The sequence below is a fragment of the Chryseosolibacter indicum genome (genome assembly GCF_018598585.1).
Taxonomy (GTDB): domain Bacteria; phylum Bacteroidota; class Bacteroidia; order Cytophagales; family Cyclobacteriaceae; genus Chryseosolibacter; species Chryseosolibacter indicus.
In genome coordinates, this window is the sequence record NZ_JAHESD010000006.1 from 116,063 (window position 1) to 139,830 (window position 23,768).

Annotated in this window: 16 protein-coding genes; 5 read left to right on the forward strand and 11 right to left on the reverse strand. The window is 39.0% G+C overall.

All coding sequences use genetic code 11. The annotated features are described in order from the left end of the window. Positions 1 to 211: 211 nt before the first annotated feature. The 3 genes from KK060_RS04760 to KK060_RS04770 all read left to right on the forward strand — a co-directional run bounded on the left by KK060_RS04760 (position 212) and on the right by KK060_RS04770 (position 6,413). Positions 212 to 4,225, forward strand: a complete 4,014-nt coding sequence (locus KK060_RS04760) for an Ig-like domain-containing protein (protein ID WP_254152549.1) — start codon at positions 212 to 214, stop codon at positions 4,223 to 4,225. 28 nt (positions 4,226 to 4,253) lie between these two features. Then, positions 4,254 to 5,348: an SGNH/GDSL hydrolase family protein gene (locus KK060_RS04765; RefSeq protein WP_254152550.1), complete on the forward strand. Its 1,095-nt coding sequence runs from the start codon at positions 4,254 to 4,256 to the stop codon at positions 5,346 to 5,348. Positions 5,349 to 5,711: 363 nt separating this feature from the next. Next, positions 5,712 to 6,413 (forward strand): hypothetical protein, encoded by a 702-nt coding sequence (locus KK060_RS04770; protein ID WP_254152551.1) that lies wholly within the window; start codon positions 5,712 to 5,714, stop codon positions 6,411 to 6,413. Positions 6,414 to 6,491: 78 nt separating this feature from the next. Here the strand turns inward: KK060_RS04770 and KK060_RS04775 are convergent, their stop codons facing one another. The 4 genes from KK060_RS04775 to KK060_RS04790 form a co-directional block, all read right to left on the reverse strand. After that, on the reverse strand, positions 6,492 to 7,550 hold the full coding sequence (locus KK060_RS04775) for a YhdH/YhfP family quinone oxidoreductase (protein ID WP_254152552.1): 1,059 nt from the start codon (positions 7,548 to 7,550) through the stop codon (positions 6,492 to 6,494). Positions 7,551 to 7,733: 183 nt separating this feature from the next. Continuing rightward, complete coding sequence (locus tag KK060_RS04780) at positions 7,734 to 8,468, reverse strand: SDR family oxidoreductase (protein ID WP_254152553.1); 735 nt, start codon at positions 8,466 to 8,468, stop codon at positions 7,734 to 7,736. Next, the gene (locus KK060_RS04785; protein ID WP_254152554.1) at positions 8,468 to 9,793 is read right to left on the reverse strand and encodes an FAD-binding oxidoreductase; all 1,326 of its coding nucleotides are present in this window, start codon (positions 9,791 to 9,793) and stop codon (positions 8,468 to 8,470) included. Before KK060_RS04785 ends, KK060_RS04780 begins: the two co-directional genes overlap by 1 nt. A 73-nt stretch (positions 9,794 to 9,866) precedes the next feature. Next, positions 9,867 to 11,522 carry a hypothetical protein gene (locus tag KK060_RS04790; protein ID WP_254152555.1) on the reverse strand — a complete coding sequence of 552 codons (1,656 nt, stop codon included), beginning with the start codon at positions 11,520 to 11,522 and terminating at the stop codon, positions 9,867 to 9,869. Positions 11,523 to 11,919: 397 nt separating this feature from the next. Between KK060_RS04790 and KK060_RS04795 the strand changes: the two genes are divergently transcribed. Continuing rightward, entirely contained in the window at positions 11,920 to 12,984 is a 1,065-nt protein-coding gene (locus KK060_RS04795; RefSeq protein ID WP_254152556.1) for an acyltransferase, read from the forward strand. Between the two features lie 26 nt (positions 12,985 to 13,010). Here KK060_RS04795 and KK060_RS04800 read toward each other — a convergent pair whose 3' ends face one another. From KK060_RS04800 to KK060_RS04830, 7 genes are all read right to left on the reverse strand, one after another. After that, the gene (locus tag KK060_RS04800; protein WP_254152557.1) at positions 13,011 to 13,568 is read right to left on the reverse strand and encodes a hypothetical protein; all 558 of its coding nucleotides are present in this window, start codon (positions 13,566 to 13,568) and stop codon (positions 13,011 to 13,013) included. 394 nt (positions 13,569 to 13,962) lie between these two features. Then, positions 13,963 to 15,189 carry a hypothetical protein gene (locus KK060_RS04805; protein WP_254152558.1) on the reverse strand — a complete coding sequence of 409 codons (1,227 nt, stop codon included), beginning with the start codon at positions 15,187 to 15,189 and terminating at the stop codon, positions 13,963 to 13,965. A 145-nt stretch (positions 15,190 to 15,334) separates the two neighbouring features. After that, positions 15,335 to 16,027: a TolC family protein gene (locus KK060_RS04810; RefSeq protein WP_254152559.1), complete on the reverse strand. Its 693-nt coding sequence runs from the start codon at positions 16,025 to 16,027 to the stop codon at positions 15,335 to 15,337. 22 nt (positions 16,028 to 16,049) lie between these two features. Further along, a complete protein-coding gene (locus KK060_RS04815; RefSeq protein WP_254152560.1) occupies positions 16,050 to 17,492 on the reverse strand; it encodes an O-antigen ligase family protein in 1,443 nt (480 codons plus the stop codon). A 237-nt stretch (positions 17,493 to 17,729) separates the two neighbouring features. Then, positions 17,730 to 19,070, reverse strand: a complete 1,341-nt coding sequence (locus KK060_RS04820) for a flippase (protein ID WP_254152561.1) — start codon at positions 19,068 to 19,070, stop codon at positions 17,730 to 17,732. 129 nt (positions 19,071 to 19,199) lie between these two features. After that, positions 19,200 to 19,751: a hypothetical protein gene (locus KK060_RS04825; RefSeq protein ID WP_254152562.1), complete on the reverse strand. Its 552-nt coding sequence runs from the start codon at positions 19,749 to 19,751 to the stop codon at positions 19,200 to 19,202. Positions 19,752 to 19,793: 42 nt separating this feature from the next. Further along, positions 19,794 to 22,013: an exopolysaccharide transport family protein gene (locus KK060_RS04830; RefSeq protein ID WP_254152563.1), complete on the reverse strand. Its 2,220-nt coding sequence runs from the start codon at positions 22,011 to 22,013 to the stop codon at positions 19,794 to 19,796. Between the two features lie 385 nt (positions 22,014 to 22,398). Between KK060_RS04830 and KK060_RS04835 the strand changes: the two genes are divergently transcribed. Next, on the forward strand, positions 22,399 to 23,768 hold a 1,370-nt coding region (locus KK060_RS04835), incomplete at its 3' end, for a carbamoyltransferase family protein (protein WP_254152565.1).

Below are 23,768 nucleotides of genomic sequence, written 5' to 3' on the forward strand. Positions count from 1 at the left end.
TTGAATTAAAAAAAATTCACTCGAAGGTTAAGTGTGCTAATTAATCTTTTCGAAAGCATTTTAAGGGTACTAAGGCAAAAGAATTAAAATTTGCATTTCTATTACCCCTCTCTCACCTTCAAGAATAAGTGTTAACCCGCTGTACGGCATTCTTTTTTTATAGTTGCTTCAATCGATTGTCAACGCTTTAATCTTACCTCCTTACACATTTATGAAATCTATAGTTGGTATCTGGATGATATGCTTTGCATTCATCCAGGTAGGAATTGCCCAAGTAGATACTACTTATGTTTTCCGTACCGGAATGCCTTATGGAACATTGGATATCCGGTTAGCAAAATCTGCAGTACGTTATTATTATCTTGATGAAGGGAAAACCTTTAGTTTTCGAGAGTCCGCTCCTGGTGTAAAAACTAATACCTACAAAGATCTGACGTCGTGGGATTCAAGTCCTTACACGCAAGGGAGCCTACGCGAGAAGAATGGTAATACAGATGCCTTTATCATGAATTACCGTTTACTATTTCCAGCCAATTATGATCCTAATTTTGCTGAAGGATATCCTCTTATTGTGATGACACATGGTGCCGGTGAACGCGGCAATTGTTGGGAAGGAGGATGTTACTGGTCTGATGATGCATGGCGACCTTCATCGAATACTCCTGCAGCGCCTACTACAGCAACCCACGACTTACTAAACAACGACCATAATCTTTTACATGGTGGAGAAGTACATCTTAGAGCAAGAAATCTTGCTGGTAACAAGCTCCCTAATGACCCGACATTAGCGCCAAGGGCCTTTCCTGGTTTTGTACTTTTCCCTCAGAATCTAAATGGATGGGATGCAAACAATTCTCAGGATGCGATAAGACTTATACGTCTTATCATGAAGAAGTATAAAATTGATCAGAACAAAATTTATGTTCATGGTTTGTCCCAAGGAGGATATGGCACATTTGAGGTTATCAAAAGAGCCCCCTGGTTATTTGCTGCTGCATTACCTATGTCTGCTGTGAGTGATGCAGGAATAACAGGTGCATCTTATGCAAGCGTGTTGGAAGATATGTCACACATACCACTCTGGATATTTCAAGGTGGTATTGATACAAATCCAACACCTACAAAAACGAGAGCATATGTTAAACGGTTCAGAAATGGAGGCGTAGTAGTTCGTTACTCTGAGTACGCACATCTGGGACATGGTGTATGGAATACAGCTTATGACGAACCTGACTTTTTCTCCTGGATGCTCTCCAAGAACAAGGCAAACATTCACGTTTTTGGAGGAATCGCGGCAGTATGCAAGACTAACGGACAAGGTGCAAAGATGGCACTCGCAAAAGGGTTTATGGCGTACCAATGGGAAAAGGATGGTGCCATTATTCCAGATGCAAACGGACCTATATTCACAGCAAGCGAGCCTGGTGTATATAGAGCACGATTCAGCAGAGTAGCGAATCCAACAGAAGAACAATGGAACCGATGGTCTGCCCCGGTTACAATTATTGAAAGTAATCCACCACAGGCTAAGATGGAACAAACCGGAACTGTAGTATTAAAAGATCTTAATAACTACAACGATGTAAAACTAAATGCTATTGGCGACTTCGCACACTACTATTGGTATAAAGATGGCGTGCTACTAGACTTATACGGAAATGAAGACGACACAACACAACATCCTGTTTTCAAACAAGGCACTTGCACCAACCTTCCTGCTTGTGCTGGTAATGGCTTATACACACTTGTTACTGCAGGCCTTGATAACTGTCCAAGTCCTCCTTCAGAAGGCAAGCAGATCTACTTTAACAACCAGGCGCCTGTAACCATAACAGCACCTACTGCCTTTACCGGAAGTGCTACCTCTCCTTCTGGTGCATCTTTAAGGTGGAATGATATTTCAGAAAATGAAGGTGGATTTGAAATATGGAGAAGAAAAATTACTGGCACCAATACTTACAGCAGATGGGCCATGGCCACCCTTACGAGTGCTAACATCACATCCTTTACTGACTCGAGACTGGAACCTTCTTCAACATATCAATATAAAATAAGAGCAGTTGGAAATGTAGGAAGGTCCGACTATACGCCAATGGCTTCCAACCAATTCCTGATAATTACTACACAGGCGGACGATGTTCTTCCTACAACGCCGATGAATTTACAAGCATCAGAAACCGGGATAAAAGAAATAACGCTCAACTGGGAGGCTTCTACCGATAATACAGGAGTAAGATATTACGAAATCATATTAAAAGAAGATAGTATAGTAGTAACACCTAATGCTTTAAATGTTTATACACTAAAAGGTCTTAAATTAAATAAGAAGTACACGATTGCTGTAAGGGCTGTAGACTTGGGAGGAAACAAAAGCAACGTAAGTAATGGCGTTAATGCAAGTACGTTTTTAAATGGTCTATATTATAAACACAGTACAGGTGGCTGGAATGATCTGGATGTGATTGACTGGAATATAGCAGAGTTTACCGGAAAGGTACCTGATATTACACTAACTCCGCGCACACAGGAAGATTATTTCAATTTTGAATTTAACGGATATCTCTACATATCAACAGGTGGTGTTTATCAATTCCGAACTACTTCAGATGACGGAAGTCGCCTCACACTGAATGACAGTGTTATTGTGAACAATGACGGTCTTCATGGGGATGTAACAATTACTAGTACTAATTTGAACTTATCCCCCGGTCCTCAGTTGTTTAATGTAAAGTATTTTGAATATACAGGTGGTAATACCTTAACTGTACAGTATAAAGGACCTGACAGCAAGAACAATTGGATTACTATCCCCGCCCCAGCCTACAGAAGTGGAATTGCTGAAACAATTCCGCCAACGGTTATCATAACTACTCCTGTCAACAATGCTTCATTCATTACAGGTTCTTCTGTTACTATAAACGCGACAGCTACCGATCCAGATGGAAGCGTATCAAAAGTTGAATTTTTTGAAGGTGCTACAAAGCTAGGTGAAGATACCTCCTCACCTTACAGTTTCACCTGGATTAATGTACCTTCGGGATCATATTCTTTAACAGCAAAAGCTATTGACGACTCTGGCACAACAGGTACTTCGTCAGCCATTAATATTACGGTGGTAAACAACACACCTCCTGTAGTAAGTATTACCTCTCCTGCTAACAATGCAAGTTTTACAGCACCAACTTCCGTTATTATAAACGCAAGTGCATCTGATGCTGATGGAAGCGTATCAAAAGTTGAATTCTTCCAGGGTACTACAAAGCTAGGTGAAGACGTCTCCTCACCTTACACTTTCACCTGGGCTAATGTATCTGCTGGATCATATTCTCTAACAGCGAAGGCTACTGATAACAACGGCACTGCTACTACTTCTTCTGTTATTAATATTACGGTAAGCAATACGCCACCTGTAGCAAGTATTACTTCTCCTGCTAACAACGCAAGTTTTACAGCGCCAGCCTCCATCACAATCAATGCAAGTGCATCTGATGCCAATGGAAGTGTATCAAAAGTTGAATTCTTTCAGGGTACTACAAAGCTAGGTGAAGACACCTCCTCACCTTACACTTTCATCTGGACTGATGTATCAGCTGGATCATATTCTTTAACAGCGAAAGCTACTGATAACAACGGAGCCATAACTACTTCTTCGGTTATTAATATAACCGTTGGGAACAGCAATCCACCGCCGATAGTAAGTATTACTTCACCTGATAACAATGCGGGTTTTACAGCTCCCGCTTCCATTACCATTAATGTCAATGCTTCTGATCCCGGAGAAAGTGTTGCCAAAGTTGAGTTCTTTAACGGGGCAACAAAACTTGGAGAAGATACTTCGTCACCTTATTCATTCAACTGGACTAACGTGAGTGCTGGCAGTTATCAGTTAACAGCAAAAGCAACTGATAACCGCGGGTTGACGTCTACTTCAGCTATTGTTAACGTTACTGTGAGTAGTAGTAACCCTACGATCAGCATTTACCCTAATCCGGCTCCCCCTAACTCAAGCATAACAGTAACAGGGAGTGGAATGGGCACGCAGTCAGTTCGGGTGAGACTTACAAGCCTGTTGGGAGAAACTTATTATGATAATACATTCAGTGCTAGTACATTTACTCAAGGTGTTTCCATTACACCTACTAAAAGAATGTATGCTGGCGTTTATATTATTACTGTACAACAGGGAAGTACTGTTATCAGAGAGCTTATCCTAATTAGAAATTAATAGTGTGAATATTTAACAAGTTATCGTTGTGAGACTGCTCAAGTTCATTTTAATTAACATTATCACTTTTACAGTACTATTACTTATTATTAACTGGGCCTGCGGTTTATACCTGAAGAAAGGCAATACGCAGGCTTCGCGTGATGCGCTGCCCAATTACCAGGCAGATCCTGATTACGCAAAACAAATTTTCAAAGATTACAATAGTGTTAAACACATCTACGAGCCTTTTGTAGGATGGAAGTGTCTTCCCTACCACGGAAAAACACTTACTATCTCTAAGGAAGGCGAGCGGGTTCATACGCCCACGGATACAACTTCCCGGGCAAAGGTTGTTCATTTTTTCGGTGGCTCTACGATGTGGGGAGAAGGCTCCGACGACCAACATACAATACCTGCATTGTTTAATCAAAGCAATCCACAGTATCTGGTTTACAATCACGGCCAGCTTGCATACAATACAAGGCAGGAAGTAGATGCACTTATCACGCTTTACTCTAAAAACAAACATGCTGACCTGGTAATATTTTACGATGGTGTGAATGACGCCGCGTTTCTATGCCCGAAAGAAATTACGCAACTACCTGCTCATCGTCTTGTTCCAATGTATCGGGACAAGATTTACGTTGGTAAGTCTGCGGTGGTTAAAGAATTGCTTATTGATATCTTCCTGGATAATATTCTTAAAGTGATTCACAAGTTCACCTACAAACCAACAGCCGATAATTCGTTATATGACTGCGTTAGCGATCCTGCCAAAGCAGAAGAGATTGCAGAGATTATGATGAAGAACTGGGAACTGGCACATGAAATAATTACACAGCGCGGCGGGAAGTTTATTGCTATTTTACAACCAGCAGCCTTTGTTGGCGCACCGCGTACCGATCATCTTAAATTAGATGAAGCACTGGGTGAGAACTTCAGATCTGTATATACAAACATCAAAAGGAAAATAGCAGAACGTAAACATCCATGGATCTTTGATATGACAGACAAGTTTGATGGAGATGAACTGATCTATATTGACTTTTGTCACGTCTCCTCCAATGGCAACGAAATCATTGCCAGGGAGATTTCTTCGGTGGTTAATAATATAAACGGCCAAGAGGCTATTACGCAATAGTCTTACCAAACATTCGCAAAAGCAAGCTGAAGATTCTCATCTTCAGCTTTTTTATTTGCGCCCACTCTCACACTATTATGTGTATATACCTACGTATTATATTATAAGATTATAAGGATGCACTCCGTACACCAACATGACAGAATACATTCCCGTAACAGAAATGTTTAGCCGGGTTAAAAATTACATCTTCCTTTAAACTTGAGTACAATGTGAAATGCTCCTTTAAACAGATCTAACATAGTCGCTGCCTCTAATATTATTCTAATTTTACATTACAACTACCTTGTAAGTATTGCGCGATATCATGCTCATTTTCGCATCAGTATCTCCTATACATTTGTTCAAATTTTAAACCACACTATGAACAAATTTTCAAAGCTCATCAAAAAATCAAGTTTATTGTTAATGGCCGCTGGGTTTACAGTAGCGGTGTCATCATGTGAAGGAGACGAAGGACCGGTTGGCCCAATAGGACCTAAAGGAGATATTGGTGAAACCGGTGCTGCTGGTGCTAAGGGAGAAGCAGGTGAGACTGCAATGAAAAAAGCAGGCTATTTTGAAGGAACCATTAAAGGAACAAGACAAGACGGAACTGCATTTGAAGAATCCTTTAAATATGAATACTCAGATGATGCTGTTAATTTCCTTGATTATGCATCCAGAGTTGCAGTTTCAGGAATGTCCATAGAACGTTATCGCGATGGCAATTATGCAGATTACAACCCTTACATGTACATTAGTGGATATTTTTCAGATAATGGAGGAAATGAAACTTGGATAGGCTCTGATTTCCAAATTTACTTCGGAAAAGAACTTAGCCCTTCCAAATATTTTCGATTTGAAGCAGACACATATGAAAACGGCGATAGTTCTATAGAACCTGCTACATTTGCAACTACCAACTATGTTTATGATACAACTACTGGTAAGTTGAGCTTCAACTTTAACTATCACGATGCGGGTCAGCACAACTCTACAGGTAACGAGGTAACGATCACTGGTAAATTCAATTCTGGTGATTCAAAATTCTATAGTGAAATTGTAAGCAGAAAAAGCAACTAACCTATACTTATACCTTACTTATAAAACCAGAGACTGCCCTTCAGGAGCAGTCTCTTCGCTTTTATAGATACTTAAAAATTAATTCAATACCGCACCGCTTAGGACTTCGCTAATCATTGCATCCTGAGGTTTGCAACACTCTTCATACAACTTAACTACTACACGTCCTCTTGTTTTTCCTTCCATGATTGCGTCGATGTAAACATCCTTTAATTCTTCAAGGTCTACTTCGTGTGCTATCGCAGATAGTTTATCGGTTACGTTCCATTCATTCATCAACTTATTCCATAGTTTCATTCTTAGCGACATTGGTGTTTGGCCTGCACCAATTCCTAAAAGGTTGATACCATTGAGAATGAAAGGATAAATAGCGGATTCAAGCTTAGTAGAAGAAAGCAGTCCGGTTGCTACTACACAGCCATCCCGTTTACAACATTTTATCAAAGTACTTAATGTATTTCCTCCTACGGTATCCAATGCTCCTGCCCACTTGGCACGTGCCAATGGTCTTCCGGAACAATCATTGACAAATTCTCTGGGCTCAACATGTGTAGCACCCAAAAACTTAAGATAATCAGTTGCTTCTTTTTTACCGGTAATAGCAATTACTTCATATCCTGCTTTAGCAAAAATTGCTACTGCAAGGCTACCGACACCACCTGTTGCGCCTGTTACTACCAAAGGACCGTACTCTGGCATCTGGCCCATCAGTTCCATTTTATACAATGCATAAGCGGCAGTGAAACCAGCTGTACCAATGGTCATACAATCTTTGCAGTTGAGACCTTTAGGTCTTGGAATGACCCATTCCTCAGGCACCCGAATATATTCAGCAAACGCACCAGAGGTATTCATGCCAAGGTCATAGCCGGTAATGAACACTTCATCGCCTGGTTTGAATTTAGAGGACAAGCTGTGTTCGACAGTACCCGCTGCTTCAATACCAGGTGTATGTGGAAAATTCTTGGTTATACCTTTATGGCCGGTAGCAGAGAGTCCATCTTTGTAATTCAATGCTGAATAATGAACTCTGATTAATACATCGCCAGCAGGTAAATCATCTATTGAACGATGTATAATATCACGCTCGAACGTGCCGTTAGGTGTTTCTGTGATTCGGAGTGCTTTAAAGTACATGAGGTTAATTATGATGGTTGAGAGTCTGATTTAATGGTTAAAAAAAGCGTACCCTCCTGCCGGTATTTTCCGAAATCGAAAGAAAATACATTGTACTAAATTGATGAATTCAATGGTGTGAAAAAAAATCTATATAATTAAAAAAGCTTGTTCGATTAACAAGCCTCTTCAAACATTCAAATATTATAATTTCATCTTTTTAAATATCGGCTCCGGGATAGATTTAATTGTATACATCACCAATCGCCACACTCCGCGCGTGTAAATTGTGTTCTTCTTATTTGCTACTGCATTATAAATGTCTTCAGCTACTTCCTGAGGCTGCGCCGTGAGAGGTCCTGGAGTTTTCATACCATCAAGCATCCTGGTTTTAACAAATCCAGGTTTAACGGTGAGTACGTGAACACCCGATTTACAAAGTCTGTTTCGTAAGCCTGAGAGATACGCTGTAAATCCAGCTTTGGCACTTCCATAAATGTAATTACTCTGGCGACCCCGCTCTCCTGCAACGGAACTTATACCTACGATGGTACCTTGTTTCCTTGCTTCCATATCGTTGGCAATAATATTCAGAATGGAAACTGCACCTACATAGTTACTAACTAAAATTTCTTCGCACATCTTCCAATCGTATTGTGCCTTTGTCTGATCGCCCAGAAACCCGAATACACAGAATACGATATCAGGTTTTACTGGCAGCTGGTTATAAAACTCCTGATGATTTGCTATTTCCATCGCATCAAATCGCGCGATTTCAACCTTTGCACGCTGACGTATTTCAATATCAGCTTTTATTACTTGTAACTTCTCAAGATTACGTGCGGCTAAAGTAAGCGTATAGCCTTGTGTACCAAATTTTCTCGCTATGGCCAAAGCCATATCGGACGTAGCCCCTAGTATTAATGCGTTTTTCGACATCAGTCTTTTAACTTTAAACGTTTAGATAACTCAGAAACAAAACGATTATCAGGATCATACTTTTTTAGAATCTCCTTAAACTGAGGAGCGTTGGCGTATGTATCCCAGAATACTTCCTTCTTCATCCGTGCATCTTTAGAAAGATAGATTCTCCCTCCGTAATCTGCTACAACTTCATCGAGGTCATCCAAAAATTCTGCTAAACCCGGACGCATCGGGAAATCTAATGCTAAGGTGTATCCCTCCATAGGGAAAGATATGAGGTCATCCTGCTCACCAAATAATTTTAGCACTGCCAGGAATGATCCCATTCCCATTTTGCTAATCCTCTTTATTATATTTTTAAGTCCTTCCTTGCTCTCCTTTAAAGGCAACACAAACTGATATTGCACAAAACCTTTTCTGCCGTAGATTCTGTTCCAATTCATAATAGAATCAAGCGGATAGAAAAAGCCGTCGTAATGCACAATACTATCCATTATCTTCCGATAATTCTTGGCATAGTACATCGCATTAAATGCCTTTACTGACAACTCATTCAACACAAAGGAGGGGAAGTGAAACGGCACGCTCAATATTGCTTTCTCTTTCGGAGATAACTTTTCTTTCTTTGTGCCTAGCTCTTCTGCTGTTGCATGCTCGCCTAGCATAAGAATACTTCTACCGAATTGATCTCCGCTTTTCAGGCAGTCTATCCAGGCGACAGAATATGTATAATCGCTATGCTCTGCAAACAGCACCATTACTTCATCAAGGTTTTCTGCCTTGATCTGCTTTTGCCTTATATATGATGTATTAATTTTCTTCAGCTGAAAACAAACTTCAAGAATCACACCTGTTAGTCCCATTCCGCCACACGTTGCCCAGAAGAGATCCTCATTTTCGTGTCTGCTTGCCGTAAGTGTTTGACCAGTTCCTGTCAGCACATTCATCCATTGCATGTGACGAGAAAACGATCCATCTACATGGTGGTTTTTTCCATGGATGTCAGACGCTACTGCGCCGCCTATGGTAATAAACTTGGTACCGGGGGTGACAGGAAGAAACCATCCATGTGGTACGATAATCTGCAACAGCTCTGAAAGCAGCACGCCGCTTTGACAGATAACTACACCTTCATTTAAATCAAAAGAAAGAATCTTATTAAAACGTAGTGTGCTGATCACACTCTCAGATAAAGATGCATCGCCATAGCACCTGCCATTGCCATGTGCTATTGTTGGATGACCGTTTAGCTTATACGTTAGTTCGCCACCATATTCGAAGGTTATCTCGTCTGCTTCTACAACAGGATAATTATTCCAATTGGTAACTAACTTCTTCATGTATTTTTTGATGAAATAAACACTTCTTCAAAAAAGCAGAAAAGCAAACTATAATTATCAAGATCCTTCAAAACTATTTTTTCTTCGTATAAACGTGAATGTACGATTCAGCCGGCGTGCGGGGCGCCAGGAATGAGAACTCAAGGTTATAATTTTCCTTCAAACAAGTATTTACATCTTCAGGGTAAAAGTTGATAACCTCATTGGTTGGTATTGATTCAAAGAGCACGAGGTCATATTCATTGTTTCTTACTTTTACGCAAAATTCATCAACTTCTTTCTGGAAGATTGAAACACCCTGATGAAACCACATCGGCTGGTTTGTGAGCGGTGTGAAAGGCATCTCATATGCTAATGAAGTAAGCTCAGACATATTGAGTACCTTAATATCCTTTTTGTTCTTAACCACGTCAAGCGCCTGGATTCTCTTGATTCCCTCAATAGTTGATTCAGCCAGATACAATTTATCCATTGTCTTAAACTCCTTCGCCAATCTATACTTGTGAGGGGCTTCCTTCTCAACCTTTGCTACCGCTACAGGCTTTTTCGCGATAACACGTTGAATGTTTCTCCAATAGATGCCTGTCCACCAGAATGTAACAAACACAAGGCAGGTAGCCAGGTAGTACCAGCGGCTTAGGTCAATTGAAAAGCGTAGATGAGAGAAGCAGAATACAAACCCGAAAGCGTAGAAGAAATCTTCTCCGTAAGGCGGTTCATCACTTGTTACCTGAATAATCAGTGCTTCTATCAAAATAGCAAGGGTAAAGAATGCGAAGAGGAACTGTGTTTTATTTTCGAAGAACGCTCTTCCTTTTCTGGCTTTATCCAGAATCATAATTACAGTTACAAAGAGGAAGAACTTTTCGAAGTAAGCCCAGCCTACAATGTGGTTAAAGAAATCATGTAATACAAGTCTTGAATCGTGTGGTGCCTGTCCGTAGTTAAACCAGTAGGTAAAATCATATTGCCAGATTGGCGCAATAAAAGCAATGCATGTAGCTGTGAAAAATCCTAAGAAGGTAAGTAGTTTTCTTGGAGATTTTTCTATGAGTGTATCGTATGTAAGAATAGCAAGGCAGATCAATAACGTTAAAGCACCTGCATCCTGCTTTGTAAATATGGAAAGAAAAACACACAGCGCACTAAAGCCAAGACTGGCTACTGTTTTCCATCCTGATGTTTTTAAAACCGGAAGCAGAACAAAGTAGAGGGCAACCAGTTCATATACAATAACGGTGTGGTTATACCACGGCCAGAAATTCTTGGATACATAAGATAAACAGAAAACTAATACAGACAGAAGTATTGTTACCGGAGTAACATTGAATAGTTTAAGAATACTTCTGAAGGCAAGAATTGAAACAAGATTGATGAACACCTGTGCCTTTATGAGTGAGTACATAAAAGGCCCGAAAATCTTAAAGAACATAGCAGGTATTAGCCAATACCCATAACCCATAGGAAGAGCATACTCTTTAAAAGGCATTTGCCCCAGGTATATTCGGTAAGCACCCTCCCACGAGAGGAAGATATTTAAGCGATAAGGGTTGTTATACAGCAAAGGTGAAAAGCAAAACACTGCTGCAATCAACATCTCTACCACGAAGAGTTGTCTTTCAGAAAGACCTTTGCGAAAATAGTTAGGGGTATTACCTAAATCAGAATTTCCTGCAGCACGCCCTGAAAAATTTAACCTGATACTTTGATTTAAGTTTGATATACTCAAAACTGGAAATTTGCGGATTAAAGCCGTAATGTTCATATAATTATACCACCAGGCATTCTACACCCAATAGGCAAGGGCAAAAGTTAAATAAATATGCCAGCTGTTGTTGGTTCAACCGCTACTCGTTGCAATCAATTGATAAATAATACTTTTCATCGGATTTCGAATGCCTATTGTGAACTTTTATTACTTCTGCTGAAAATTACCTCATCGCTGTAAGGTGGGGCCTTTTATACACAGCTAACACACATTAAGAAATTTAAAACATTATTATTTCAAGGAGCTGTATCAACGAAACCGTTACCGCTTAATGGTATACTTTTTATAATGTATCACATCCTGTGCATCTAATTATAACGTATAACTTCTAAAAGCCCTTCATAATTTTTAACGACTCATGTCGAAGTTTCTTACATATATTCATAACCTCCGAGGTTTAGCTATTTTTTTTGTTGTTTGTGTTCATGCGCGTGGTGGCGTTGTAGATTGGCAAAGTCATAAAGGAGCGCTTGATGTCATCGCTACTTTCTTTGACTCCCGTGAAGGAAACGGTACTGTGATGTTCCTGTTTATAGGAGGCTTCCTCTTTCAATATTTAACACATACCAATTTCAGATTTAAGAAATATATAGAACAGAAGTTCAAGTATGTAATACTTCCGTATCTCATTATCTCTGTTCCACTTATTGCCTATCGGATTATTGGCAACTATAATTATCCAGGAATTACAGAAGATTTTAATAACCAGTCTATTCTTTATAAAATACTTTATTATCTGATTACTGGTATTCACCTTGCGCCTTTCTGGTTTATCTCTGCCATTACATTGTTCTACTTATCCTCTCCTATTTTGCATGCCTTAGATAATAAAAAGGCTTATAATTATATTATCCCAATCCTATTCATTACCTGCTTCTTCACTTACAGGTCAGCACATAATGCAAATCCGTTCTTATCTTATCTACATTACTTACCCGTATATTTGCTGGGCATGTGGGTATCATTCTATCGTGAAAAAGTTCTTGCAATAAGCAAATGGCTTCTCTATCCATTGATCATTATCTATGGTGCGATTACCCTGGCAGAAATAAGAGGTTGGTTACCCATTCCGGAGAAGATAACTTTTGAAGATGTAATTTATGATGGTGTATTCATGTTCAACATCTTTATGTTGAAGGCAGTATTACTCTGTTTCATCGGATTATTTATCTTATATCAATTTAGAGACAAACGAATGCCATTGCTTGAAGTGTTAGGTGAATACAGTTTTGGTGTATTCTTCGTACACAGCGTATTTATATTTGCATCGCGTAACGTACTGGAGAAAATCTTCGGAGAGTTCGATTTTTCTCTGCTAACTTATTCCATATACTTCGCTTTCGTTCTGTTCTTTTCTATTGCATTGGTGTACTTAATTAAGCGCATAACAGGACGGTACAGCCGACACCTGATAGGCAGTTAATCTGGTTGATATGTTTGTAATTTATCTTACAAAAACAGCTCGTGTACAAAAGTATTGGTAGTATTATCTTCTGCTATTACCTTTAGTTTATAGCAATGGTGTAAGTAGCTGTGAGGTATCTGAAAGATAAACGTTGTGTTATCGCGTTTCTCTGCTACAGCAGAAAATACAGCAAGGCCTTCCTGATTACAAATTGCAACCTTTACAGCACGAACAGTAAAATCTTGCTTAGCAACATTTACTTTTACAATGTCTTTTTTATCCTTGCACTGCAAACGTTCTACTTTTCGAACTTCTATCTTCCGCATGTAGTCTGTAAGGGCTGCGGTATACGCATTAGGATATCTTAATTTCTTTGCCTTATGCTGATAATAGATCTTCTTTTGCGGATCTTTAAGGATATGCTTTGCAAAGGCTGATGCTTCTTTGAATTTAAGCCTGTTGTTACGCTGTTGTTCACTTTGCTTCTTCGGCGCAGAGGGTTTGGCGGACAAAATGGTGGTTTTGCCTACCCGGCGAAACATTACCCCGCCAAGGGAGCCTCGCACGCCTTTAATAATCGGATTTGTATGAATTATAGCCATAGTCTTTTTTTAATGGCAACATAGAACAGCGTTTTGACAAATAGTGTCAAAAACATTTCTCATTCTAAAATTTCTGCTTCTAAATACAATCGGTTTCCTGGGATAGATTAATACCTGGCTAAGGCTTCTCTAAGTAATCTCTAATAAATTCTCCACACTCTCTGCACATTCGTTCCTCTTTTCCTCCACTCCCGGGATGTGTATCTGGATCGTTGATTGAGTATGTAAATGGTAATTAGAAAAGGATAATACAGCGATATAAACCAGCATAGAAAGCTGAACCTGTATAGTTGATAAAGATAAGAAAAACGGTATTAAGTAGAAATACAAATCTTAATCTTCTGATAGCACGATTAGCAATGCGCTATCAGAAGATTATAAAAAGTTTATTCTCTTATTCGTACAGAAAATGGATGGTAAAGCTGATAAGGTTTAATAGAACAGCGTACCCGATCATTCCTCTGAAAAGCCATTTCGGTATGTGCCGAGCTCCAAGGGCTGTAAGCACAATTAGCAGTGGCAGAAAATCCAGGGCAAACCTTGAAGTGTTTATCTGGTGAAAACCATTGTTATGATAAAACAACTGACCTAATAAAATAGCAACGATGGTAACCCAAGCTGAAATCTTAAGGGTTTTAGGCCAATCGGCTTTTATACTTGCGATAAGAAAAGGACTTGCAGCCAATAAGGATGTACCCCACAAATCCATGTCTTTAATATTCAGTAAAGTGTTGCCTTCAAATTGTATATTAAAGCCTTTAATAAGTACACTGTACAGGTTGAAAAGGAAATACCGTGGACTGAAAACGCCATACTGCATTACACGTTCTTTCAATACTCCGATGTAAACAATATGACTGTATCCGGTATCCAGCGGATTACCAAACCTGAGGTAGTTATATAGAAGGTATACTGATACGCCTACGGCAACGGTAGCACAAAGTGAAATAAAATCGCGCAGCGTTATATTTTCTCTTCTGTACTTATACAGATACCACATGTAACCTGCCGCAAAGAAGAAATAGAATATGGTAAACTGACGGGTAAGGAAAGTACAAGCAATATAAACACCTATGAGCCACCATCTTCTTTTGTAAAGCAATTCGTTTATGATAAGCAATTGAAATAAGAAGGAAGTAATGTGAGCGAATGCATAGACGTGGTGGCTGGTAAAGATGGCAAACCAGTAACCCGTGCCAAAGAAAACGCCAAGTATCAACCAGTTAAAATGCTCCTGTATGATTTCCAGCCGAACAAGAATGTTGTAGATAAGGTACAAGCTGATACATGCCATCACAGTAGCAATTGCAACTGTATTTACGTGTGCTGCTCCTAACACTGCTACAAAAGGTAACAAGATAAGCGAAGGCAGCGGTGGATACGGAAGATAATAATTGTTTTCGAAAAGAATGAGGTCGCCGTGAAGCTTCATTGGCGGAAGAACAAAATCTCCCTGAAGAAGCGATTGCGCAAAAAGCGTATACGGATTACCCGAGCCACCATTATAATAGAAATTAATAATGGCAGGAATTTGAACAATTACAAAAGCGGTAAAATAGATAATCCAATCACTAACTGTTGGTGAATGGAATCTAGACAGTTTTTCAACACGTTGTAGCATTAGGTAAACCAGGGTCTTTATACTTTTTATTTAGAGAAAGTTGGGTATTAAATTTTGATAAAATATATGCCAGCCTTAACTCAAATTAAGTTTTCTCTGGCAATCCCAGTTCACTGCTTTTGAATAAAAAATTCAAAAGTATCCCCTAGCGCACATCCTCAAGCTTCATCCCAATCAGCTGCTCAAGATCAAGTTTCGCATCCTTATAATCGCGCTCTGCAGTAAGCTGATTCAATGTCATCTGGCTAAACGCTCCTAAGCTTGCGGAATATGTTTCAAACGTTATTTCTCCATTCTTAAATTTTTGTTCCAACAACTTGTGAGATGTCTCATTATCCAGGGCAAGTTGAGATTGAATACGAAAAATCTTCTCGCGCAATACGTAGTTGTTGTATGCCCTCATTACAGAGTTACGCACCTGAAGTTTTTGTGCATTTACCTGCGCCTGGGTAATCATTAAACGTTCTTTACTTTGTTTTGTATTATATGGAATTGTAAAAAACGTTGCTATAGAAATACTTCCGTTGACGTTATATTTTGGGTAAAAAGCGCTACGACTCAGCTGGTCTGCCCCAGGGTTAAGTACGAACTCGTTAAGGTTTGAAGAAAACCGAACAAGGTCAAGCCATTGCACTTTGCTCTTATTTACTTCAATGTCTGCTATATTTACTTCCCTTCTGAAAATTTCATTGGTGGGATGATTCCTCCATGCTATCTGTACGAGTTTCTCTGCGAAGTCATCTGTTTGAACACCAGATGGCAATATGATTTTGTTATAATCTACGTTTTGTGCGAAAACAGTTGTACTAATCAACAGAAAGAAGATTATCTTTTTCATTGTTTCTATATGAATTGAATAATTAAACTAAGTCAACAGAGTAAAGTTTTTTCTCGTAAGATGGCATTCTTACCATAATAGCATAAGTTGCAATTACAACAAGTCCCATTGGCTTTGTAAACAATGCATCCTGCGTAAAGTGAGCTACGGACAAAGCAAAAAAAGGAACCAGGTAAGTCAGCGTCATTGTTTTCAGGAAGGGATCATCAATGGAAAAATAATTATTGATACCCTTTAGCATTACCAGAAAGAACAACGTCTGAAAAAGTAAAAGTCCTATCCATCCCAGCTCAAGGCCAATCAGAAGATATCCGCTATCAGTATCCCAGCCCTGCGCTAGTTCATGTCCTTTGGAATACTTTACACCATTCTGGCCTGTTGTAAACAGACCCCCTCCTATCGGATGGCTTTGAATATAATTTTGCAACCTAATACGCTTTGCATCACGCACAGACATTGAAGCATCTTCACTCGGATTAAATGTTGAGCGTATTCTATTGGCCGTACCGCCATAGAAAGGCCCAAAAATTAAAGCTGCCCCAATAAATGCTGAAGCAATCATAAATATTATGGTCTTCCTGTTTCTTAACGTAACGACAATATAAAATACAATACCAACAGCAGCCATAGCAATGGCAGTACGTGTTCCGGAGTATGTCATAGCAATCAACATAATAACTCCGGATATACCTGCAAATATTTTGAAACCCGTTTTAAATGGACCCATGGCTAATACAAGCCCTGCCAAACCACCAAGCGCCATAAACAATCCATAGGCAGAAGGATCGGAGAGGATTGAGAATTTGCGCATTCTTCCCCATATAAAATACAGGTTGTAGCGTTCAGGCACTGCCCTTACCCAGTTCATTTCAAAATCGGGAAGGCCTACGTATTCCTGATACATACCATATAACGCCGCGACTAGTGCAATTCCCAACCACAACCACGTAAAGCGTTTCAGATATTTTAATGAGTAAAACATCTGAAAGCATACGATATACATAAGGAAAGATGTATTACCGCGCATTGCAACTAACCATGCCACACGCGATACCGCATAAGGATTGGCCACCTGCATTAATTGGTATACAACGATAATGGTAAAAGTTATAGTGATTGGGTTTTTAAAACCAGTCCAATCTTTATAATGTTTACCATTTATAAATAAGGCTATAAAGGTTAATGCTGCGAGACCGTCATACACCGTTCCCATCGGGAAGTTGATTTCGACAAGGCGTGAGATGTAAGACATAACCCCGCCCATAATGTAAAGCATGAAAAAGCCTATGCGGTAATCACTAATAACAGAGGCTACAGCAGTAACACCAAAAATAATAATGAGAACTGTAGGAGCTATGAACGTACCTGCGTTCGCAAGCAAATAGGTGATCATAAGAGATACACCCAGTAACACTACAACAAGTGCTACGGTTGAAATTTTGCTTCTGCTATTATCAAGATACATTTAGTACTAGGGTATAATAAGAATTTTCAAAAAGATTACTAAGTAGACAAACAGCACGAACAGGATAGACAAAACCCTAATGGCTTTTGCCATAGAAGAGGGCTGCTCATGTTCCTGTTCTTCAACCTCTGGTTCCTGCTGGAATTCTTCTGACAACATTGATGTAGAAATTAGTCAACAACATTATAAAATTGCTATGCCCGAGTAGCTGGTTTTACACAAGAGCTATACCTGTTATTAAGCTGGTCTTAGCATTTTTGCCCTGAATGTGTTCCAGCCGAATTTGTACCACTCAAAAATTGCGGTAAACACATGAAAGGTATTCACACCGAAGGTATTGTAGAGAATTACCTGGTTGAGGATAAATACCACAATGTATGATAACAATGTAGCAAAGGCCGAACCTATAACTCCAAACTGGTGCAGGAAGATAAAGTTGAAAACAACGTTAAGAACCGCCACCAGGATAAGCAGGTAGAAATTTATCTTTGGTCTCTTGGTTCCATCCATTACGGTCCCAAACTGACGATTGAAAGGGATTATCAACGTATAAAACAAAGTTACCCTAAGAATGGGAACAGCTTCTAGATATTGAGATCCGAATATTATGGTGATGGCTAACTCGGCAAAGATGTAAATTGGTAATACAATAGGTATTGTAAGCGCTAAAATAAGACTTACAGATTTAACATAAATATCTCTTACACCCTTAGCGCCTTGTTCCTTTAATCTCTTACCCACCTGTGGAAAAAACACACCAGCTATTGCCAATGTGGGAACCTCAACCAGGTTGGCGAGGCGAATGGCGGGATTATAAATAGCAACTCCAGCAGTTGATATAATACGACCGATCATCCATGCATCGGTGTTTCTCACAAACATTGAGCTAATGTTAGTCCCCAGGGTGTATTTTCCGTAATGAAATAGTTCTTTTATGATTTTAAAATCAACAACGCGGCTAAAGTTAAATGTACCTCTGATAAATGAAAACGATACAAAACATGCAATTACGGTAGCAACCGATTGAACGATGGCTAATTCAAGTAGACTTGGAGGACTATTCAGTATAAATCGTACTACGATGTACATCGCAAATGTGCCTAACCGGAAAATGTTGCATATAAATATAGCCTTGAACTTAAGCTTAGACTGTTGAATGTATTCAAAATGATGGTAAGCAATGAAGACAAGGTTATTGAACGAGTAAACAAGAAATAGTTGAGCTAATTGAGGCGCATTCCAGAAGTTAGCCAAAGGAGCAGCACCAAATATTACAACAAGTGTGATTACGAAAGAAAGTACAAAGTGTAATACAAACGATGCAGTAACAATTTTATCCTTCTCGTGATCGTCCGCACTAACAAGATGCGTAATAAAAGGATTGCGAATAAATCCTACCCGAACCATTTCTAAAATGGCTGTAACACTGGTAAATAAGACCCAGATACCAATATCAGATTTCGGTAGCATACGGGCCATAAAAAATACATTTAGGAAACCGAAGAATACGATGGAAAGTCTGTCCATCAAAGAGTAAGCGCCATGCGCAAACAACCGGGAATTACCAATTCGCGTCAATGTAAAAAGAGTTAATGTTCTACTGTTGCTTATAGAAAATCATACCCATTATTTCTTAAAGAACAATGTAGGATAAAGCATGATCTTCATTTACAAGAGAATCTTTTGAAATAACGGGAAGAGATGATATTATTTTGAACTCATCTCCTGATTATATTCTTGTTCCTTTTGAAGAAGAATTTTTTTAGCTACGGCTTTGGCTATTCCCGGATCGATAGCCTGTTCATTACGATAAGCATTAGCGTAACCCATTCCTCTGCGGATGAGCTTCATGTCGATATTTTTATTGAAGGGCTCGCGAAGTATTTCAAAATCAAAATCTACATTGAGATGTTTTTTGGCAAGATCAAAAACCTCGTTAGTGTTTTTTGGTTTGGTAATATTAAATTCGTCTACAATAGCATAGAATTGCTCCTCATCTGTATCATCAATAGCTTCGAGAAGATCTTCAACAGATACATCTGAACGATGAATACTTTTAATAACATCTTCAGCTCCCTGGTTAACGGGTACTTTATACTGATCTATTCTTGCTTTTACATACCGTGGAACTAAAACAGGAACTTCTTCTCTAATCAAAGCTTTCGCTACAAGCCCTGGCAGATAAAACTTATAAATAATAATTGCAGCAATACAGCCTACAATTAAAAGAGACAGTACCCATATCAAAAATCTTTTCATATAAGCTTAAAATTCCACCTTAAAAATTAAAGAAACCTTAAGCTACAGCTTAAGGTTTTTGGTATCTACCCTATTTAAGATAGCGCCCCCAAATTTCTTACCCAACGATTTTAAATAGTAAATTGATTCCCTGTCTAATTGCTTTATTGATGTTTCTGCTGAGAAGACTGCTACTACCTTATCAGCATACTTCACAAGCTCTTTGGTATCTGAATAATCATTAAGTGCGGCACCCTCAAGCAGTATATAATCAAAGCTGTCGGCCAAAACTGAAATCAGATTTGAAAAATCTCTTCCTGAGAGGATTTCAGCAGGTGACTCATGTCCTCCACCTGAGTTTCCGACAATGTAAATGTTTTTATACTTTGTAGGATTGATAAGATCGTAACTACTTTCTTGATCAAACTCCGGTTGTGCTTCTCTTGTTTGGCCTTCTGCGCTCGTCAGCATTTTAAGACGTTTGCTATCAAGTACTTTTAAGTCTGACTGGTTGCGTCCTAAAATCTGTGATAATGAGTTATTCTTAAAGTTAGTGTCAATTATCAGCACGCGCTTGTTAATAAGACTTAAAACATAAGATAACGAAAACATCAGGAATGTTTTACCATCCTTTCTTTTCGGGCTGGTAAAGAGAATTACTTTAGCATTTAGTGACTCTATTTCATGACGAAGCTTACGCAGTAGTGATTTAAACATCTCTGTTTCTTCGTTGCCGTTCTGTTGATTAAAGTAAGAACGGATATTGAAATTTCTATTATCAATTCTGTTTACGCTTCCGGCAAGGGGTAACCCTACGCTACTTTTAAATTTATCAGGTGTGCGTACAGAACCATCTATCAATTCAAGTCCTATAATTACAAACAGACAAAGCGTAAAACTTGTAATACCTGAAAGTGCAATTATTAGCACCCTGGTAGATGTTTCAGGATTTAAAGGAGGAACAGCTGCAAGCACAACACGTAATGTGTTGGTTTCTGCTAACCTGTTCTTTGCTTCGTTGTACTTTTCAACAGCTGCAGAATATTCCTGCAATGCCAAGTCAGCTTCTTTTTGAATAGTAGCTAACCTCGCTTCTTTAGAAGCATATCCTGAAATGTTGTACTGAACTTCTCTAATTTTTGATTCAATTGCACTCAAATTGGTTCTTTCAACCTGAAGGTTTATTTGAGCATCTTTTAATTGTTGTTTTAAATCTGCAACAGTAACACCTGTACCCAATGTAGAGCCCATGCGGTTTACCATGTCAGTTTGCTCGCCCAGTTGCTGACGCAGAATATTTAGTGAGTCAAGAAGTCTTTGATTTGTAGAACCTCCAGTAATGTACCTTTCGTTTAACCGATTAATCTTTTCTCTTAGTTCAAAAATTCTTTGATTGCCACCGTTTGTAACAGGTGAACTGGCATACTTGATATCTTCTGTTAATCGCTGAATCATCAACTCATATCTATTGATATTCGATCTTGATAAATCCCGTTGACTTTCCAAGCCTGATAGTTGTGCCATTTTAGCACCACTCTCTCCTTGTACGTCTAGCACGTTATTACTTGACTTAAACATTTGCAGCATTTCAAGCTTGCTGTCTCGTTCAGCTTTTTTCTCGTCTACAACCTGTTTCAAAAAATCTACAGATTCACCTGTGCGTGACGTTCTTGCTGTGCTGTAGTACCGTATAAATTCTTCTGTAAATGCATTTGCAGCATATGCTGATAAATTAGGTTTATCAGAAGAGAAATCTACCTGGATGTAATCTGTATTTTTTATGCGTTCGATTGCAAGCGCATCTTTAACGTTTGAGTAACCATATGCGTAACCTTCCAGATATTTTTTCACCAAGGGATAGTCAACATCTGTAGATGTAAGGGGCCTGATACTATCCAACCTTTGTTTTAGGATTGTACGAACCCTTTCTTTTTCCTGTGCATTACTTGAAAACTTATTTGGATCAGGTCTATGAAAAGGAACTTCGAGCGGATTCAAATCATGCAACAGTAATTTATAGGAAAGCAGGTTTGTAGCAATGCTTGAATTCATTTGATTCAGCAAATTGCTGAAACGCATATCTGCATCGCGGAGATTAAATTTTTCGTCAGTTAAGTGCACCTGATCGTTAATGGTGAATCCTGTTGAAATCTGAGATGTAGCCTTATAGGTAAGCTCAGAATTCATGGTAAACAGGTAAGCTGCAAAAGCAGCAACAACGGGTATTGCAATAAGAATCCAAGCCTTGCGCCACAATACTTTTCCTAATAGTAAAAGATCCATTTGTTAAGAAATTTTTAAAAGAGTTTTTGGAGTATCATTCAACTGTTGTCAATCTTCACTTACTCATTTTTGTAGTTCTTATTCAGTGAAGCAAAATTAAAGTCGTTAAGCAGGTGTACTAAAATTACGGGCCAAGTACCTAAAGGTTTACCTGCAATTGTTAAAAATTTCACATCGGAAAATATTCTATTCACAATACGAAATGAAGTATAAAAAAGGATAAGAAACAACAAAAGTAAAAAAGCATGCCTAAACTACTCATATCTCTTTAATAATATACATATCTACAATAGTAGCGGTGAAATAACCGGGAATGATAATTTATACACAGAAGTTATACCGAACGAAGATTCATCTTTCATTTCAATCAAAACAAACGTTATCTGTGAAAATCCTTGGTCTCTCAGCTTTCTACCATGATTCAGCAGCCGCTATTATTGAAAACGGCGAAATTATTGCTGCTGCACAGGAAGAAAGATTTACCCGTAAAAAGCATGATGCTGCTTTCCCTACAAACGCAGTTAAATTCTGTCTCAACTATGGGGGAACAAAACTGAGTCAGTTAGACGCCATTGCTTTTTATGATAAACCACTATTGAAGTTTGAAAGACTTCTTGAAACATATTATGCCTTTGCTCCTAAAGGGTTATCGTCTTTCATAACAGCAATGCCTGTTTGGTTGAAAGAGAAAATGTTTTTAAAACGTCTTCTCTATGAAGAACTTGAAAAAATTGAAGGTTTCGATAAAAAGAAAGTAAAGTTACTCTTTCCTGAGCACCATTTGTCTCATGCTGCCAGTGCTTATTATCCTGCTCCCTTTGATGATGCTGCAATATTAACAATTGATGGTGTGGGAGAATGGGCAACAGCATCAATTTGCCATGGGAAAGGGCGAGACATTACTATTCTGAAAGAGTTGAAGTTTCCGCATTCTTTAGGGTTGTTATACTCTGCATTCACCTACTTCCTTGGGTTTAAAGTTAATTCTGGGGAATATAAACTCATGGGTTTAGCACCTTACGGAGTACCAGGCAGTGAAGAGGTTAAAAGATTCGTAGACATTATCAAGAACACCCTAGTTGATATCAAGGAAGACGGCTCCATCTGGCTAAATCAAGAGTACTTTAGCTATGCTACCGGATTGAGAATGGTTCACGAAGACAAATGGGAAAAACTTTTTGGGTTTAAACTACGAAAACCAGAAGCTGAACTTCAATCACACCACTGCAATTTAGGCCTTGCAATACAGGAAGTTACCGAAGAGGCCGTTATAAAAATGGCTGCCGAGGCAAAAAGACTTACCCAATCTGACAATCTCTGTATGGCAGGCGGAGTAGCCTTAAATTGTGTTGCTAATGGAAAAGTATATAACACGGGTTTATTTAAAGAGGTTTTTATACAACCTGCTGCGGGGGATGCCGGTGGAGCACTAGGGTCGGCGTTGGCTGCTTACCATATCTACTATGAACAAGACCGTATAAAGCCTGTGTCACTGGATGGAATGAAAGGATCTTATCTTGGACCCGAGTATACAGATTTGGATATAAAGCTTACAGCCAAAAAATACAATGGCAAATACCAGTACTTTAACGATACACAAGAATTGTCTAAGCATGTAGCACAATTACTATCCGAAGGAAATGTAATCGGCTGGATGCAGGGCAGAATGGAATTTGGACCACGTGCTTTGGGCGGAAGAAGTATACTTGGAGATCCTAGAAATGCAGAGATGCAGAATAAGCTCAATGTAAAAAT